This is a genomic window from Desulfobulbaceae bacterium DB1, from assembly GCA_001914235.1.
Classification (GTDB): Bacteria; Desulfobacterota; Desulfobulbia; order Desulfobulbales; family SURF-16; genus DB1.
Genome location: MQUF01000002.1, coordinates 198,201 through 213,766 on the forward strand (window position 1 = coordinate 198,201; position 15,566 = coordinate 213,766).

Sequence of the window (15,566 nt, forward strand, 5' to 3'; positions counted from 1 at the left end):
ACGAGATGGCCCAGAGACCGCGTACAAGTTTGTCGATCACAATGAAACTGGTTCTTGCCGTGGTGGCCGTGCTTTTTGCAGCACTGGTTGCGGGAACATTTTTCCTGACCCGTTATGTAAAAACGGAAATGACCACCGCCTATATGGATTCGGTTGAAACCCTGTCCATATCCCTGCAGCAAGGGGTCAAGGATTCACTGGAACGGGGGCAAATGGAAAATTTCCAGAAACTGCTGCTCAACCAGAAAAAAATTGCAGGCGTCATGGATGTGTCGCTGTACGACCGGAACCTGGTGGTCAACCTGTCATCCTCAGGTGCTGCAAAAAAGGGGCAGGTCCTTGATCACCAATTACAAAAAGAGGTGAATGCTTCATCCGAACCGCTCTGGAAGATCGGCGCATCGGATGTGTGTATTTTTATTCCCCAGATCGTCACCGCAGACTGCGTGCGGTGCCATCCGGCCTGGAAGGAGAAAGAACATGGCGGCGTCATTGCCCTGACTTTCGACCTCACCCCGCTCAATCGCTCTTTGTCCCAACAAAAAATGATGCTGACAATCGGCAGCGCCGTGCTTCTCTTGATGGTGAGCGGGCTTATTTTCATACTGGCCCGTTCCGTCACCAAACCTGTGGTGATGATGACCCAGGCCATGGAGCGGCTGGCGGACGGTGACGTCAACGTGACGATACCCGCCCAGGAAAGAGACGACGAGATCGGTAAAATGGCGGATGCGGTGCAGGTTTTCAAGAAAAATGCCGTTGAGCGGCAACGCCTGGAGATGGAACAGGAAGAAAACAAACGACTTGCCGAGCAGGAAAAAACCAGCTTGATGCATAAAATGGCCGGGGATTTTGAATCAAGCATCGGCCGTTTGATCACGGATGTTTCCGCCGCGGTGCATGACATGGAAGAAACCGCCAGGGTCATGTCCGGAAATGCGGAGCAGGCCAGGAAAAAATCCAATGATGCGGCGACATCGGCCGGCGAGACATCGGCCAATGTCATGAATGTCGCGGCATCCACCGAAGAATTGTCCGGCTCTGTCGGAGAAATAAATAAGCAGGTCTGCCAATCCGCGGAGATTTCCCGGCAGGCGGTGGAGAAGGCGGAGAGGTCGAACCAGTTGATTGCCGGCCTGGTGGACTCATCCCGAAAAATCGGGGAGGTGGTGCAGCTTATCACCGAGGTAGCCGGACAAACAAAACTGCTGGCCCTGAATGCCACCATCGAGGCGGCGCGGGCCGGGGAAGCAGGCAAGGGATTTGCGGTTGTGGCCAACGAGGTCAAGGAACTGGCCAGGCAGACCACCATCGCCACCACGGAAATCAGTGAGCAGATCAGCGGCATCCAGGGTGCCACCGATAATGCGGTGGAAGCAATTCAGGACATCAGCGCGACAATTGAAGAATTGAGCAAAATCGCCGCCACCATATCCAGGGCAGTGGACGGCCAGGGCAATGTCACCCGGGATATCGCCGTGAACACCCAACAGGCGGCTGCCGCCACCCAGGATGTATCAAAGAATATCTCCGTTGTGGCCGAGGCGACGGAGGAAACGGGCGAGGCATCCAACCACGTTCTGGAGGCCGCGTCGATACTGTCCGGCAAAGTTCGCATGCTGCATGACGAAGTGGAAAAATTCCTCAGCCAGGTTCGTTCTTCATAGCCGTGCGATTCTCACCCTGAAGGCCAATGACAAAAAACATGCAGATGCGGCACCCGGGAATCAGCAGAAGTTTGCCGGGTTGCCGGTGAGGAGATCATGGAATTTTTCGCCTTTGCCGACATTGTCACAAGCCAGGAGGAAATCAGGAACAAAGTGTCTTTCGACAATCTCCCGATTTTCTGCGAGGAAATTGAGGCGGTGGATGCGGCTGAGGAATTGGGCAGAGTCGTTTATTTCCGGCACTGGGGACGTTTTCACCTCCGGCGGGAGACCATTATGGGCGGTGTGCGTTTTTCCGTGCCGGACTGCCCAAACGCCCTGGCCTGGACCGTGACCACGGGCTATCCGCCCCACCCGGAAAAAATAGTCCTGCATGCTGCCGTCAACAGGACCGGGCATGATGCTGAATTTATTGCCGCAACCCAGGAACTGCTGAACGCTTTCCAGGCCGGACTTGAAAAAAACTTCGGCAGCGAGTCGGCCATGGCGCCTCCCCGCCCCTTTGTGATAACCGACCTGCGGAGGCAGACCACGGATTAACGGCAACAAGGACGGATATGAAAACAACGTTTCTCATTGTCTCCGCCGCAATCAGCGCCTTCATTCTCCTGTTCATTGTTCTCGCCGTGATGTCCAGGTCGGGAAAGGCCCCGGGACTGACCGAAGGACGTCTCGCCAAATGCCCCGATACCCCGAATTGCGTCTGCAGCGAGCAAAAAGACGATACCAGGCATTTCATTGCCCCCATCATGATCCCTTCCGCCGTCACGATTGACAGCCTGGCCCTTCTCAAAACCACAATCCGGGAAATGGGCGGCACCCTGCGGGCGGAAAGCGATAATTACCTTGCATCCACTTTTTCGTCGCCCCTTTTCGGATTTGTCCGATGACTTGGAAATCCGTCTCGATTTGAGCGAAAAAGTGGTCCACATCCGTTCCGCCTCCAGAGTCGGTTATAGTGATGCAGGTGCCAACAGGAAGCGCAGCGAAGTGCTCAGGAAACGTTTTAACAGGGTGTTCCGTGTCCTGAAACTTGTTCAGTACCTGAAAGAGGCGAACCTGCTTATCAATGCCCTGCGAGCCAGCCTGCGCAAGATCACGGTTTTTCTTTTCACCGTTCTGACCATGGTGGTTATTTTCGGTTCTCTGATGTACGTTATTGAAGGGGAGGGAAACGGTTTCACGAGTATTCCGCGCAGTATCTACTGGGCCATTGTTACCATGACGACCGTCGGCTACGGCGACATCTCCCCGGTAACCAGCCTGGGACAAACGCTGGCATCACTTATCATGATCATCGGCTACGGCATTATCGCCGTTCCCACCGGCATCGTTTCTGTCGAAATGTCCCAGGCATGGAAGCACAAGCCCGTTTCAACCCAGGCCTGCCCGGAATGCAGTGCCGAAGGACATGATCATGACGCAAAACACTGCAAATATTGCGGCAGCAAGCTCTGATTTCAGGCAAAAGCCGGGTTTGTGCATGCATCCAGCCGCCCGGCATCATGGAAGGACCAACCGGCAACATCACAACTCGTTGGGAAACAGCACCGCCTTGCTGTAAAACTTCTCGGCATAATCCCGCACCATCCTTCGCGCCGAAAAATGGGCCGCGACACTTTTGACGGCGTTTTTCATGATCCTCACCCAGCCGCTGGGGATGCCGTTTTCCTCCACCTGATAGTAGAGGGGGATAATTTTTTCTTCCAGCAGCTGATACAGAGCCGCGGCATCCCTCGCATTCCGCTCTTCCCCGTCCCCGCCGCCGTCAAATATCCAGCCGTTTTTGCCGTTATACCCCTCCAGCCACCATCCGTCCGGGATGCTGACCTGGGGAACGCCGTTCAGGCACGCCTTCATGCCGCTGGTGCCGCAGGCCTCCATGGGCGGCACCGGGTTATTCAGCCAGACATCGACGCCGTGAACCAGATACTGGGCGAACTGTTCACCATAATCCTCGACAAAGGCGAGCCTGCCTGAAAAATCAGGATTGCGGCAGGCATTGAAAATCTTTTGGAGCAGCAGCTTGCCGGCCTCGTCATCCGGATGGGCCTTGCCGGCAAAGATAATCTGCACCGGCTGATTCGAATCGCTCAGCATCCTAATCAACCTGTCCGCATCATGCAAAAGCAGATCAGCCCGTTTGTAGGTGGCAAAACGTCGGGCAAAGCCGATGGTCAGCACTGACGGATCAAGAAAGGTGCCGCCGGCAATCGGGATGGAGGGATGAATGCGGTCATTTGCCCAGCGCTGTCTCACCTTCTCCCGAATGACGGTGAACAGCTTGATTTTCAGCCACATATGGGTTTTCCACAACTCATCATCCGGGATTTCATCTATCATTTCCCAGAGGTAGGGATTGTCATGATCCTCCAGCCAGTCGGAACCAAGATACTTGTTGAACAGCAGTTCGAATTTCGGCTCTATCCAGGTGGGGATATGAATGCCGTTGGTGACATAATCGATAGGTGGGTGGGCGGTTTCCTTTTCCGGCCAGAGTCCTTGCCACATGCGACTCGCCACTTCGCCATGCTTTCTGCTGACGCCGTTTCGGTACCCGGAAAGCTTCAGGGCCAGCACCGTCATGTTGAACCCCTCATCAGGCTCTTCAGGATGGATGCCAAGCTGCAAAAAGGAATCCCGATCCAGCCCCAGCGACGGCCAGAACGACTGAAAATACTTTTCCATCAAGGCGGTCGGGAAAATATCATGGCCGGCGGCAACCGGGGTATGGGTGGTGAAAATGGTTGTTTTTTTGACATGATCAAAGGCCTGCGCAATCGACATGCCGCCCTTTATCCTGTCCCGCAGTCTTTCCAGCAGGGCAAAGGCGGCATGGCCTTCATTCAGATGAACAACGGCGTGCTCGACCCGCAGTGTTTCCAGCACCTCCATGCCGCCGATGCCCAGGACAATCTCCTGCTGCAACCGTTTCTCAATGTCTCCGGTGTACAGCCGGGATGAAATTCCCCGGTAAACGGGCGCATTGATGTCAAGATCGGTATCAAGCAGATAAAGAGGTACCCGGCCCACATCAACTCGCCAAACAGCGACATACATGGGCGGGTCTATGACCGGCACCTGAACGACGAGCTGGTTGCCCTGCGCATCACGCACCCTGCTGATGGAGGCCTGGTTGCGGTCAAGCCGGATCCGGACACTCTCCTGCATGCCGTTATCGTTGATGCGCTGATGGAGGTAGCCTTCTGGATACATGAAGCCGATCGCGATCAGCGGCACATTGAGGTCACTGCATTCCTTGAGGAAATCGCCGGCCAGAAATCCGAGACCACCGGCATAAAACGGCAATGAATGATGCAGGCCGTATTCGGCACTGAAATAGACAACCTTGGTGCGGGCCGGATCGCATTCCTCGGGAAAAAGGGAGCATCCCTGCTTGGTCATGTATTTGCGGAAACGGGACATGACCAGATCGTAATATCGTTTGTAATCCGGATTATCGGCCGCATCCGCCAGCGCCTGCCGGGAAACCTCCCGCAGCATTTTGTCCGGATTATGGATGCTTTCCTTCCAGGCCTGCCGGCTGATCATCTTGAAAAGCGCACGGGCGGCGGGATGCCAGCTCCACCAGAGATTTTCCGCAAGATCAGCCAGTCCTGCCAGTGAGGGGGGAAGGTTGGGAAACTCCTGCGAGACATTATGATTGTTCATAAAAAATTTCCTCCCCGGACAAAAAATGTGTTATCTCAGCCGCCGCAGCTCCTCAAGCTCCTCCAGGAGGTCGACAATGACCGCGGCGCCGGGCAGGTTGACCCGCAGATCCTGCTGCAAGCGGATCGCCACCTGAACCCGGCGAATCTCATAACTTCGGAAACGCCACTCCATCGGCTCCCGGCCGTGCGGCTCAAGCAGGCCTTCCTCGACCATTTCCATTATGGCCGCATCGCTGACATCACAGATTCGGCACAGGTCATACAAGGAAAGCAGGGTCTGATCGTCCAGCACCATGCCGGTTACGGCCAGGCACGTCATGTCTTTTGTCGTTTGTTTCCCCATTTTCATACCCCTAAGGAACTTCTGGGATTCATCGGCATGAGAGAAGCCATCTTCCGGTACAGCTCTTTTTCCTCCTGGGTTGTTGCCTTGGGCACAACCACCTTGAACTCGATAAACTGATCCCCTGGCGTTCTCCCCGGCAGACCTTTGTCCTTGAGCCGCATTTTCCGCCCCGACTGGGAGCCGGCTGGGATTTTCATGTCAACCTTGCCGCCCAGGGTCGGCACGGTGATTGTGGCGCCAAGCGCCGCTTCCCAGGGAGTAATCGGCAGCTCAAGATAGACGTCCTTCTTTATCACCTTGAAAAAGGGGTGGGGATTAAAAACGATTTCAATAAAAAGATCCCCGCGCGGTCCTCCCCCCAAACCCTGCCCCCCCTGCTCCGCCAGCCGGATTGACTGGCCCTCCATGATCCCTTTGGGAATTTTCACATGCAGGGTGCGCGGCTTGACAAGGACACGGCCGGACTCGTCCATTTCAGAGACATCCAGGGAGATGATTTTGACCGCGCCATGAAAGGAGTCCTCAAGATCAACGGCGAGCCGGGCATGGTGGTCCTCGCCCTTGGCGCGGATTGTTCCCCGGCGGGAAGAAAATGACGTCCGGCCCGGGGCCCCGCCGAAAAGCTGTTCGAAAAAATCGCTGAAATGGGCGCCGCTCTCTGTAAATCCGCCGCCGCTGAAGTCAAAACCGCCCTGCCAGTCAGGAGGTGGCCTGAACTCCTGGCCTTCCCTCCAACCAGTACCGATCTTGTCGTAGGCCGCCCGTTTTTCCGGGTCTTTCAACACCTCGTAGGCCTCGCCGATTTCCTTGAACCGTTTCTCTGCCTCCGGCTCCCGGTTGACGTCAGGGTGGAATTTCCGGGCCAGCTTGCGGTAGGCCCGTTTAATTGCATCCTGGTCGGCATCGCGCTCAACTCCAAGCGCCTTGTAATAATCTTTGTATTCCATACCTTGTCTCTCGCTTAGCGGACGTTCGGTTCCTTCTCTTTTTCAGGGCGGAATCTGGCGTCAAGCATGATGCGGGCATCGGCGATGACGCAGCCCTGCTCGGAACAGAGCAGCGGATTCAGATCCACCGATTCGACAAAAGAGGATATTTCACCAAGCAGCTCGGAAAATCCAAGCAGAAATTCCACCAGCTTTTGCCGATTGATTCCCGGTTTCCCCCGGTAGCCGGCAAGCAATTTACCGCCTTTGAGTCCATCGAGCATGGAAAGGGCATCTTCGGCGGTCAACGGCGCCATCCTGATGGCCACATCACCGTAAACCTCGACCGCGGTGCCGCCGATACCGAGCAGAAGCACCAGCCCGAACTGGTAGTCCGCCTTGGACCCGACAATAAGTTCATGGCCTGTCACCATTTCCTCGATCAGGATACCGCTGAAATCCGGGAGACGGCTCATCCGCTGAAAAAAGGAGCCAAGTTCTTCATCATCGGCAACTCCCACCGCAACGCCCCGCACCTCCGACTTGTGAACAACGGAGGGCGACACAACCTTTGCCACCAAGGGGTAGCCTATCTCGGCGGCACCTGCCCGGGCCTGTGAAACATCACGCGCCCAGACAAAACGGGGAACCGGCAGCCCGGCCAGTTGGAAAAGCCGTTTCGCTTCCGGCTCCATCACCCAGCCGTGTTCCAGGGATCTGTTTAAAATTGCGACAATTTCTTTATTCAGCACAGTCGGCATCTCCTGAGGACCTGGGTCATGCGCACGGCGCTTTCAATGGATGAGGCGACCGGCACGCGATTGAGCTCAAATCCTTCGATCAGCATGCGATACTTTTCTATATGGGGAACATAGGCGACAAGCGGCTTGCCGTGGCGCCGGTACACCTTGCTGAGCCGCGCCCCGATATCCGCGCTTATTCCCGGCAGATAGGGCAGCATGAGCAGCAGGATGGAATCAATTTCGTCAATGGTGCACATCGTTTCCACTGCCGCGACAAAGTCGTTTTCCACCGCGCTGCCGGTCAGATCAATGGGATTGGCAAGGGAGGCGATCATGCGGATATTTTCCGAAAGATCTTGTCGCATTTTCCGTTGCACATCTTCATTGAAAGGGGGAACCGCAAGGCCCGCGCCGACACAGGCGTCAACGGCGATTGCTCCGTGACCGCCGCTGCCGCTGACGACACCGACCCGGCCCTTGGTAACGAGATCAGGATAGCAACTGAGCGCTTCGCAGTAGGAAACGAGATCAAGCTCAGTGGCTGCCTCGATGATGCCATGCTGGGCAAGAACGGAAGAAAAAACGCGGTAGTCGCCGGCCAGGGATGCGGTATGGCTTGATACCGCCTGGCCCCCTTCTCTTGTTTTCCCGGCCTTCAGCACGATGACCGGCTTCCGGCACTTGCGCGCATAAGTAACAAAATCGCGGCCTTCATTCCGGGCAAATCCTTCCACATAAAAGGCAATAACCCTGGTGCGGGGATCCGCTTCAAGAAATTCCAAAAACTGCAGTTCGCGGAGAAAGGCCTTGTTGCCGATACTGACCGCGCGCGACACCCCCACCCCTTCCTTGGCGAACTTGACCAGCAGATCAACAAGAACGCCGCCGCTCTGACTGACAACGGCAACGTCGCCGGCAAGCGGCTGCACCATGCGCTCGACCGGCAGGAAAAACGTATCAACCTGTCCGGGACAGTAAATCCCCAGGCAGTTCGGCCCGACAAAGGGGAAATCGGCCTTGATTGCCATATCAATCAGTTGTTGTTGCAGATCATGCCGTCCTGACTCGGCAAAGCCGCCGGAGATGATGATGGCGCTGCCCACCCCGGCCTCGATGCAATCGGCAAGAATGGCGGGGACATATTCAGCCCGCACCGCGATAACGGCAAGATCGACCTTGGCCGGAATCGCCGAAACGGACGGGTAAACCGTTTCGCCGTCCAGCGTCCCTCCTTTCGTATTGACCGCGTAGGTGGCGACAGGATATCGGAGCAGGTTCTTGGAAAAGATGACGTTGGCCGGATGCCGGTCATTACTTGCTGAAACGCCGATTACGGCAAGCGATCCGGGGCTGAAAAGCGGGGATAGATCCATTGTTATCTCCGATCGCTATTTGACACGCCGGACAAATCAAGTTTCTTGCCGGTGCTTCTGCCGATCTGAAAGGTTGCCAGCAGGTAACCGATCAGGATGCCGATGCCGAAAACGAGAAAGAGAAGAAGCGCGCGGGAAAGAGAAAGCTGCCAGAAGAAAAAACGGATGTTCATCGTTTCCGTATTCTGCAGGGTGAAGATGATCACCCCTAAAAGCAGCGCCATTAAAAGACCGAGTCTGGCTTTCATACATCATGCTCCCGAGAAAAAAATGAAAGAGCATTTCCCGAAACAAATGGAAAATACAATTGACCTGCCATGGTGGACAATACTGTCTTCAAGTATAGCAAAAAAACGGGCAAACCCAAAAGAGTTTGTCGGGCGGCTGCCGGATTGCGGGGATCATCCATGAATGATATGATACACCATCAGTCAAAAGATCTTTTCCAGGAGAAATTTTTATGAAGAGCTACCACAAGGAATTATGGTTCGAGGTCCCCGGCAGGAGGGCATTTATCAACATCACGCCGCAGGTGGAAAAATGCCTGGCGGAAAGCGGCATCAAAGAAGGGCTGCTGCTCTGTAACGCCATGCACATCACCGCCTCTGTCTTCATTAACGACGACGAATCAGGGCTGCACCACGACTACGAGGTGTGGCTGGAAAAACTGGCCCCGCATGAACCGATTTCCCAGTACCGCCACAACGGGTACGAGGACAACGCCGATGCCCACCTCAAACGCCAGGTGATGGGACGCGAGGTGGTGGTGGCGGTGACCGAGGGCAAACTGCATTTCGGCACCTGGGAACGCATCTTTTACGGCGAATTCGACGGCCGCCGGCGGAAGCGGGTACTGGTGAAGATCATCGGCGAGTAGTTCACAAAGTGGAGCAATATTTCCTGCGCTGCCGCCGTATTTTTTTCATCCCGCCGCTCCGCACTCACCAGTTTCTGACCAGCTGGTGACCAGAAACTGGTGAGTGCGGAGTCAGTTCCGAAAACGTATCATTAACATTCTCATTACGGAATCAAATTACAATTCAGATTTCCCATATTTTCCGAAATGAATGACTCCTCATTCCTCTAGGGCCTATCACGCAAATTGACAATTCATACCCAATGCCACATTGGGTAGTTATCTTCAATATTACCTATTATTTTCAATAGTTATGGCACCCAACTTACTCAATACAGCCTGCTATATGTCAGCTGCATATATTTTTTTCACTTCCCGGGAAGCAAGTGTCCACGTTTTTGTAACGGCAAACGCCGTTGCAGCTAAACCAAAAACTCGTATGATTCAGGGCTGAAAAACAGTCTTTGTCCGTATGGGAAAAATGATTACGAATGGACCTTCGCAAGTGATTCACTCAAGTGGTCTGTTCCGCAGACTGCTGGATCTTTGCGCCACAATCACAACCTTAGGAGGGTTGAGTGAAAATGAAGAAAAAAAATATTTTGCTGACTTCCGCCTGTATGCTGTTTCTCTTTTCAAGCCATGCCCAAGCGGCGAAACCCGTACCACCGCCACCACTTCCCCACGGGGATAAAATCCAGCAATATTCCGGGCCTGAGACATGTCTGGCATGTCATCCCGCTTCCATTGCCGACGAAATCTTCACCTCGGTACATTTTTCCGCCAGGACTGCCAATCCGACCATGGATTATCCGGGAGGGGGCAGCCACGGCATGCTTGACCGGGCCTGCGGCCTGCCCGGCACCACACTCATGGCAAATAACTGGGCCGGCACCGCTGTTTCGCCTGAAGATGGAATCACCACCCGGGACGATGGCTGCGGCAACTGCCATATAGCCTATAAACCGCCGATGCAGTACATGACCCCGACCGAGGCATTACCGGATCTTGACTGCCTGCGCTGTCATGCCCTGGTTTACGGCGATGAATGGACCCATCAGGAAAATATTGACCTGTATGGCGAAAATAACGATATCCAGGAGCGCCATGTCACGACGCTTGCCGACGGCAGCAAGATCTGGACCCAGGACCGTTCCCTGAAAACCGCTCAGTCCGTCGGCAAGCCGGTTACCGTCGAGGCCTGTCTGCGTTGTCATGAACATGGCCTGAGTGGTTACAAGCGGGCTACTCCCTACACGCCGGCTACCGATGTTCATGCAAACAAGGCGCTTCTCTGCACCACATGCCATCAGGTAAGCCAACATAAAATTGCCAGGGGCAACTATGTGACAGACGGCATGGCCAATGACCTGCCATCCGTCGAAGTCGCCTGCACCAACTGTCACAGCGCCACCACGCCTCACAGCTTGAACTTCGCGGCAGATCTGAACAAGCATGTCGCCAATGTGACTTGTGAAACCTGCCACATTCACCAGATGGAAGTCACCCCCCGCAACATTTTCCGCCGCGGCTGGGCTCCATATACACTCAATCCTGCCACCGGGGCGTGGGATACGACGCCGCCCACAACCCAGGGAATGGAATACCCCGGATTCTGGGATGCCTATACGGAATATCATCCGGAAACAAATGGCCGGCCGGAAATACGATGGTTTAACGGCGGCGCGTCCATGCTGGCCCAGCCTTTCGGGGCTTATGCAGACAGACGAAGCGCGGGAGGCAATTCCCGACTCTTTTCGTTCAAGCCTTTTGTCAGCGGCATGCTTTTTGACGCCGCCTGGCTGCCTGGCCCGCAATCAGATCCAAATTTTGATCAGGTCAATGGCACATGGCCAAGTTCCATGAAATATTTTTTCGAACAAAACTGGGCGAAATTTTTGCAATTGGGATTTGTTTCCGCAGCCTATCCGACACCGACCGATTACTTCGGCGCCAGGCCGGACATGGCCATCATGCTCAACAATTTCCCGATGATGCTGCAGTTCAACAGAGTCGTTTATCTTGAACAAGCAGGAAATGTCATCGGCAATCCCGTACCTGGTCCGCAAAGCGCCGCAACCTATCCCGGCGTGGCAAAGGCAATTAACAACGGCATGGGACGCATGGCTCTTGACATGGGCTACTTTCCTCCTGAGACGGATATCGAACAGGCAGGTTCCTTCATGTGGTCAGGAAATTTCTTCGGCATGTGGGTACCGGTGAACATGGACCAGAATTCCTCATTTTTCGGGGAAGTCGCATCATTTATCACCATGAGCCACGCCATTACCAGCAATACGGGTATACGGCCGAGGCATGTTTTGCCTGCCATTATACCAGTGAAGAATACAACGGCAACGTCACTCCCGGAAATAAGTATCTGAGTTATGCCGCGCTTGACTACCCCGACCTGGACGCAAACGGCATGATCGACCCCATGTATGACCGGGTCCTGGAAACATGCGACGATGGCGTGGACAATGACGGTGACGGACTGACCGACTGCGCCGATGCCGATTGCGCGGCCGTATGTCCCGTGCCGGAAATATGCGATGATGGGCTGGATAATGATCTGGACGGACTGATTGACCTGGCGGACCCTGACTGTCAGGGTTCTCCTCAAACGGAAACGATCTGCAGCGATGGTCTTGATGACGACGCGGACGGATCGACGGACTGCGCGGATAGTGATTGCGCCGGCATCCTGCCATGCGGTGCCGAAGGGAAAACAACAACCTGCTCCGACGGCATTGATAACGACGGTGACGGCATGATTGACTGTGCTGATCCGGGATGCATCAAAAACAAGGTCTGCCTCTAACAAAGGGACTTGCCCGTTTGCGCATTGGCAGCCGTCAATGATCAAGGTTGAGAAAAAGGGCACGTAAAAAAACCGGGGTTGCGGGTTTTTCCGCAACCCCGGTTTCACGCCGGCGACAAGAGTGGATCAAAACAAGTCGGCATTGATGATAAAATGAACGAAGATGCCGGCCGCATAGCCCAGGGCAATGACCGGCGTCCATTTCAGATGTCCGAAAAAGGTGTACATGCCGCGCGCCTGACCCATGAGGCCGACCCCGGCGGCCGAACCGATGGAAAGCATGCTGCCGCCGACACCGGCGGTAAGTGTCACCAGCAGCCATTGCCCTTGGCTCATCTCCGGATTCATGGTGAGCACCGCGAACATCACCGGAATATTGTCGACGACAGCGGAAAGAATGCCGACCATGATATTGGCGTAAGTTGCCCCCCAGCCGGTGTACATGGTATGCGAGGCCATGGCCAGGTAACCGATGAAGCCAAGGCCGCCGACACAGAGAATAACCCCGTAAAAAAACATGAGGGTGTCCCACTCGGACCGGGCAATGCTGCGAAAAATATCAAAGGCCACCGTATCGCCGAGCTGCTCATCCACCTCGCCTCGTCTTCTTTTCGGGGATTCTCCCGCTTTTTTGTGTGTTTTCTTGAGATAAAAACCATAAAATTTCAGATAGGCGAGTCCGGTCATCATGCCGAGCATGGGGGGCAGATGAAGAAAATTATGAAAACTTACCGCCGTGCAGATGGTGAGGATGAACAGGCCGACGACAACGAAACCGCCCCGCTTCATCTTGATATCCACCTGGCACGCGGTAGGATTCACTTTCGGCACGGCGAATACCATGAAAACGGCCGGCACCAGCCAGTTGACCACCGAGGGAATAAAGAGGTTGAAAAAGGTCCAGAAATCGACAATCCCCTTCTGCCAGACCATCAGGGTGGTGATGTCGCCGAACGGACTGAAGGCGCCGCCGGCATTGGCGGCGACAACAATATTGATACAGGCAAGTCCGACGAATTTGGCGTTGTCCTTGCCGATGGCCAGGACCACGGCGCACATGAGAAGGGCGGTGGTCAGGTTGTCGGCGATGGGTGAGATGAAAAAGGCAAGCACGCCGGTGATCCAGAAGAGCTTGCGGAAGGAAAATCCGGCGCAGACCAGCTTGACCCGCAGCGTTTCAAAGACCAGCCGTTCCTCCATGGCATTGATGTAGGTCATGGCAACCAGCAAAAAGAGAAGGAGTTCGGCGTATTCAAGGATATTGTGGCGAACGGCAACTTCCGCCGCGTGGTTCATCCCCTGTCCGGCATAGACATAAGCGATCATACCCCAGATGAGTCCGGCGGCAAGCAGAACCGGCTTTGATTTACGCAGGTGGGTAAACTCCTCGCCCATGACGAGTCCGTATGCCAAGACGAAAATGAACAAGGCGGCATACCCCACCCAGTGCGCCGTGAGATTAAGGCTTTCAACATGACCACCCCCGGCCGCGGCCAGAACGACACCCGGCAATCCTGCCGCCAGACCGGCCATCAGTGTTAGAATATACGCAGTTTTTGACACCGTTTCCCTCCCTCCTTCGTTAAATCAAGTAAAAAAGCCCTCATCCCCGCGGTGTTCCGCCGGAACAACAGAAACTATAAAAACGAGATATTATCCAACAAAGACTTGAAACAACAGGCACTCATGGAAAAAGATGGGTTCATGCCTTGCGGCTTCCCCCTTCCCCGATTCCCATTGCTTCATGGCGAAAGCGGAACAGATACGACCGGCTGACCGCTGATTTCAAATTAAGCTCTTTCTGCAATACACTATTGTACATGATACCAACGATAATACGAAAAATCTTTACACAAATTCACCGACACAGCAAACAAAAAGGGGGCTCACCGAATACGGCAAGCCCCGATCCATCGGCATATGCCGCACCTCGCAAAAAGAAAAGGAGTGCGGCATATGCACGTATATTGGGTGGACGGTTATTCCTCTGCGGCAGGAACCTCTTTCGAATTCAGATATTTAGAATAAATCGGCAAAACGGCAACAAAGGCGACAGCGACGATGAGGTACTCATGCTCCCTGATATGGGAATAAAAAACAACGAGAATCTCGCGCAAATTCTCGTATTCCCTGAGGTAGCCCATGGTGGAAAAAAAATGTCGGATCATTTCAGAGACCTGCCAGTTTGCTGCGGCAAGACCGCTGACCAGCATAGCAAAAATCCAGCCGAACATCCCCCCGATTGCCGACATGCTCAAGAAAAAAATGACCATTCTCTTACTTGATATTTCTGAAGTCATGATCGTTCTCCCATCTGCATACTCTTTTCTGCGGGTACGGATCTGACTAATAATTTTACGATAACTTCCAGATATTACATCATGTTATCAATTGTCATTTTGAACCAATGAAAGTCACATTCTTGTAAAATTATACAGCTAGTCGCTACACTCTGACGTCAGGCACTTACCCATATTTTTTCACACTTGAATATCAACGTGTCATTATCGTGATTATAAAACCGGAAACCAGTGAAATCCAGCCGTGGTCACGCCGATGGCGACGTGTCGCGGCTGGAGCCGATCAGACCAAGGCTGCTGCCCTGTGCCGTTTGTGGAGTGGTGAAACACGAGAAACTTTCCCACGGCTTCGGCCATGCCGCCGGACGTTTTTTTGCTGCGCGCGGATTGCGTTTGCTGCGGTTTTTGCACTTGATTTCATGGCGATCCTCCTTTTATCGGATTGTCGACCTTTCATCTGTATTAGTGAACAGCACCAGTCGTGCCAAGGGTTGTGGAAAAGCTGATGTTTCTCGGGCTCGATGATAAAGATTTTTCAATCTGCCTGACTCGAAAGGTCCGCAACTGACTTCCGCGTTCACCGGCCAAAAAATGGTGCGGGTAACTTGCTGAAAAAACAGGATATTACTCCTCGCAAATCCCATCATCCTTATCTTTTCCCCCAGGAGTTGCAGAGAAATCACCAGCATTGATTCCTTCCGGATAATTGCAAATGCCGCGCGAGCATGCAGGGTGCGACAATTTGTCAGGTTACACATCGTATACACAGTGTTCAACCGCCGCAGTTCTGTGGCAGGGTGACACAACAATGGTGTAGCGGAAAGAGGCAGTCGCCATGCCGGGCAAACAAAAAGGGGGGC

Annotated in this window: 17 protein-coding genes; 7 read left to right on the forward strand and 10 right to left on the reverse strand. The window is 54.1% G+C overall.

The genetic code is table 11. The features are described 5' to 3' along the window. Positions 1-5 precede the first annotated feature (5 nt). From BM485_01710 to BM485_01725, 4 genes are all read left to right on the forward strand, one after another. Positions 6-1,667, forward strand: a complete 1,662-nt coding sequence (locus BM485_01710) for a hypothetical protein (GenBank protein ID OKY76810.1) — start codon at positions 6-8, stop codon at positions 1,665-1,667. Between the two features lie 96 nt (positions 1,668-1,763). After that, the gene (locus BM485_01715) at positions 1,764-2,207 is read left to right on the forward strand and encodes a hypothetical protein (protein OKY76811.1); all 444 of its coding nucleotides are present in this window, start codon (positions 1,764-1,766) and stop codon (positions 2,205-2,207) included. Between the two features lie 17 nt (positions 2,208-2,224). Then, a complete protein-coding gene (locus BM485_01720; GenBank protein ID OKY76812.1) occupies positions 2,225-2,557 on the forward strand; it encodes a hypothetical protein in 333 nt (110 codons plus the stop codon). Next, complete coding sequence (locus tag BM485_01725; GenBank protein OKY76924.1) at positions 2,505-3,125, forward strand: hypothetical protein; 621 nt, start codon at positions 2,505-2,507, stop codon at positions 3,123-3,125. Before BM485_01720 ends, BM485_01725 begins: the two co-directional genes overlap by 53 nt. A gap of 69 nt (positions 3,126-3,194) precedes the next feature. Here BM485_01725 and BM485_01730 read toward each other — a convergent pair whose 3' ends face one another. The 6 genes from BM485_01730 to BM485_01755 are packed head-to-tail and all read right to left on the reverse strand — an operon-like array spanning position 3,195 to position 8,977. Continuing rightward, the gene (locus tag BM485_01730; protein ID OKY76813.1) at positions 3,195-5,339 is read right to left on the reverse strand and encodes an alpha-glucan phosphorylase; all 2,145 of its coding nucleotides are present in this window, start codon (positions 5,337-5,339) and stop codon (positions 3,195-3,197) included. Between the two features lie 30 nt (positions 5,340-5,369). Further along, positions 5,370-5,660, reverse strand: a complete 291-nt coding sequence (locus tag BM485_01735; GenBank protein ID OKY76925.1) for a MerR family transcriptional regulator — start codon at positions 5,658-5,660, stop codon at positions 5,370-5,372. A gap of 26 nt (positions 5,661-5,686) precedes the next feature. Beyond that, on the reverse strand, positions 5,687-6,634 hold the full coding sequence (locus BM485_01740) for a cytochrome C biogenesis protein (protein OKY76814.1): 948 nt from the start codon (positions 6,632-6,634) through the stop codon (positions 5,687-5,689). A 14-nt stretch (positions 6,635-6,648) separates the two neighbouring features. After that, a complete protein-coding gene (locus BM485_01745) occupies positions 6,649-7,374 on the reverse strand; it encodes a hypothetical protein (GenBank protein ID OKY76815.1) in 726 nt (241 codons plus the stop codon). Beyond that, on the reverse strand, positions 7,359-8,729 hold the full coding sequence (locus BM485_01750) for a CoA-binding protein (protein ID OKY76816.1): 1,371 nt from the start codon (positions 8,727-8,729) through the stop codon (positions 7,359-7,361). Before BM485_01750 ends, BM485_01745 begins: the two co-directional genes overlap by 16 nt. Before the next feature lie 2 nt (positions 8,730-8,731). Then, positions 8,732-8,977 carry a hypothetical protein gene (locus tag BM485_01755; GenBank protein ID OKY76817.1) on the reverse strand — a complete coding sequence of 82 codons (246 nt, stop codon included), beginning with the start codon at positions 8,975-8,977 and terminating at the stop codon, positions 8,732-8,734. A 212-nt stretch (positions 8,978-9,189) separates the two neighbouring features. On the opposite strand from BM485_01755, the gene BM485_01760 reads away from it, so the two are divergent. The 3 genes from BM485_01760 (at position 9,190) to BM485_01770 (ending at position 12,406) form a co-directional block, all read left to right on the forward strand. Then, positions 9,190-9,606: a secondary thiamine-phosphate synthase enzyme gene (locus BM485_01760; protein OKY76818.1), complete on the forward strand. Its 417-nt coding sequence runs from the start codon at positions 9,190-9,192 to the stop codon at positions 9,604-9,606. A gap of 557 nt (positions 9,607-10,163) precedes the next feature. Beyond that, positions 10,164-11,969, forward strand: a complete 1,806-nt coding sequence (locus BM485_01765; GenBank protein OKY76819.1) for a hypothetical protein — start codon at positions 10,164-10,166, stop codon at positions 11,967-11,969. Between the two features lie 41 nt (positions 11,970-12,010). Continuing rightward, on the forward strand, positions 12,011-12,406 hold the full coding sequence (locus tag BM485_01770) for a hypothetical protein (protein OKY76820.1): 396 nt from the start codon (positions 12,011-12,013) through the stop codon (positions 12,404-12,406). A 126-nt stretch (positions 12,407-12,532) separates the two neighbouring features. On the opposite strand, the gene BM485_01775 is transcribed toward BM485_01770, so the two are convergent. The 4 genes from BM485_01775 to BM485_01790 form a co-directional block, all read right to left on the reverse strand. After that, positions 12,533-13,939, reverse strand: coding sequence for a sodium:proton antiporter (locus tag BM485_01775; GenBank protein ID OKY76821.1), 1,407 nt, complete (start codon positions 13,937-13,939; stop codon positions 12,533-12,535). Between the two features lie 446 nt (positions 13,940-14,385). Beyond that, the gene (locus tag BM485_01780; protein ID OKY76822.1) at positions 14,386-14,679 is read right to left on the reverse strand and encodes a hypothetical protein; all 294 of its coding nucleotides are present in this window, start codon (positions 14,677-14,679) and stop codon (positions 14,386-14,388) included. Positions 14,680-14,919: 240 nt separating this feature from the next. Beyond that, positions 14,920-15,117 (reverse strand): hypothetical protein, encoded by a 198-nt coding sequence (locus tag BM485_01785; GenBank protein OKY76823.1) that lies wholly within the window; start codon positions 15,115-15,117, stop codon positions 14,920-14,922. Positions 15,118-15,140: 23 nt separating this feature from the next. Next, entirely contained in the window at positions 15,141-15,395 is a 255-nt protein-coding gene (locus BM485_01790; GenBank protein OKY76824.1) for a hypothetical protein, read from the reverse strand. Positions 15,396-15,566: the final 171 nt, after the last annotated feature.

Coding starts and splice junctions, on each gene's coding strand:
- BM485_01790 (OKY76824.1), bottom strand. CDS start 15,395: ATGCTGGTGATTTCTCTGCAACTCCTGGGGGAAAAGATAAGGATGATG.
- BM485_01710 (OKY76810.1), top strand. CDS start 6: ATGGCCCAGAGACCGCGTACAAGTTTGTCGATCACAATGAAACTGGTT.
- BM485_01715 (OKY76811.1), top strand. CDS start 1,764: ATGGAATTTTTCGCCTTTGCCGACATTGTCACAAGCCAGGAGGAAATC.
- BM485_01780 (OKY76822.1), bottom strand. CDS start 14,679: ATGGTCATTTTTTTCTTGAGCATGTCGGCAATCGGGGGGATGTTCGGC.
- BM485_01750 (OKY76816.1), bottom strand. CDS start 8,729: ATGGATCTATCCCCGCTTTTCAGCCCCGGATCGCTTGCCGTAATCGGC.
- BM485_01740 (OKY76814.1), bottom strand. CDS start 6,634: ATGGAATACAAAGATTATTACAAGGCGCTTGGAGTTGAGCGCGATGCC.
- BM485_01760 (OKY76818.1), top strand. CDS start 9,190: ATGAAGAGCTACCACAAGGAATTATGGTTCGAGGTCCCCGGCAGGAGG.
- BM485_01720 (OKY76812.1), top strand. CDS start 2,225: ATGAAAACAACGTTTCTCATTGTCTCCGCCGCAATCAGCGCCTTCATT.
- BM485_01730 (OKY76813.1), bottom strand. CDS start 5,339: ATGAACAATCATAATGTCTCGCAGGAGTTTCCCAACCTTCCCCCCTCA.
- BM485_01745 (OKY76815.1), bottom strand. CDS start 7,374: ATGCCGACTGTGCTGAATAAAGAAATTGTCGCAATTTTAAACAGATCC.
- BM485_01735 (OKY76925.1), bottom strand. CDS start 5,660: ATGACGTGCCTGGCCGTAACCGGCATGGTGCTGGACGATCAGACCCTG.
- BM485_01770 (OKY76820.1), top strand. CDS start 12,011: ATGATCGACCCCATGTATGACCGGGTCCTGGAAACATGCGACGATGGC.
- BM485_01775 (OKY76821.1), bottom strand. CDS start 13,939: ATGGCCGGTCTGGCGGCAGGATTGCCGGGTGTCGTTCTGGCCGCGGCC.
- BM485_01755 (OKY76817.1), bottom strand. CDS start 8,977: ATGAAAGCCAGACTCGGTCTTTTAATGGCGCTGCTTTTAGGGGTGATC.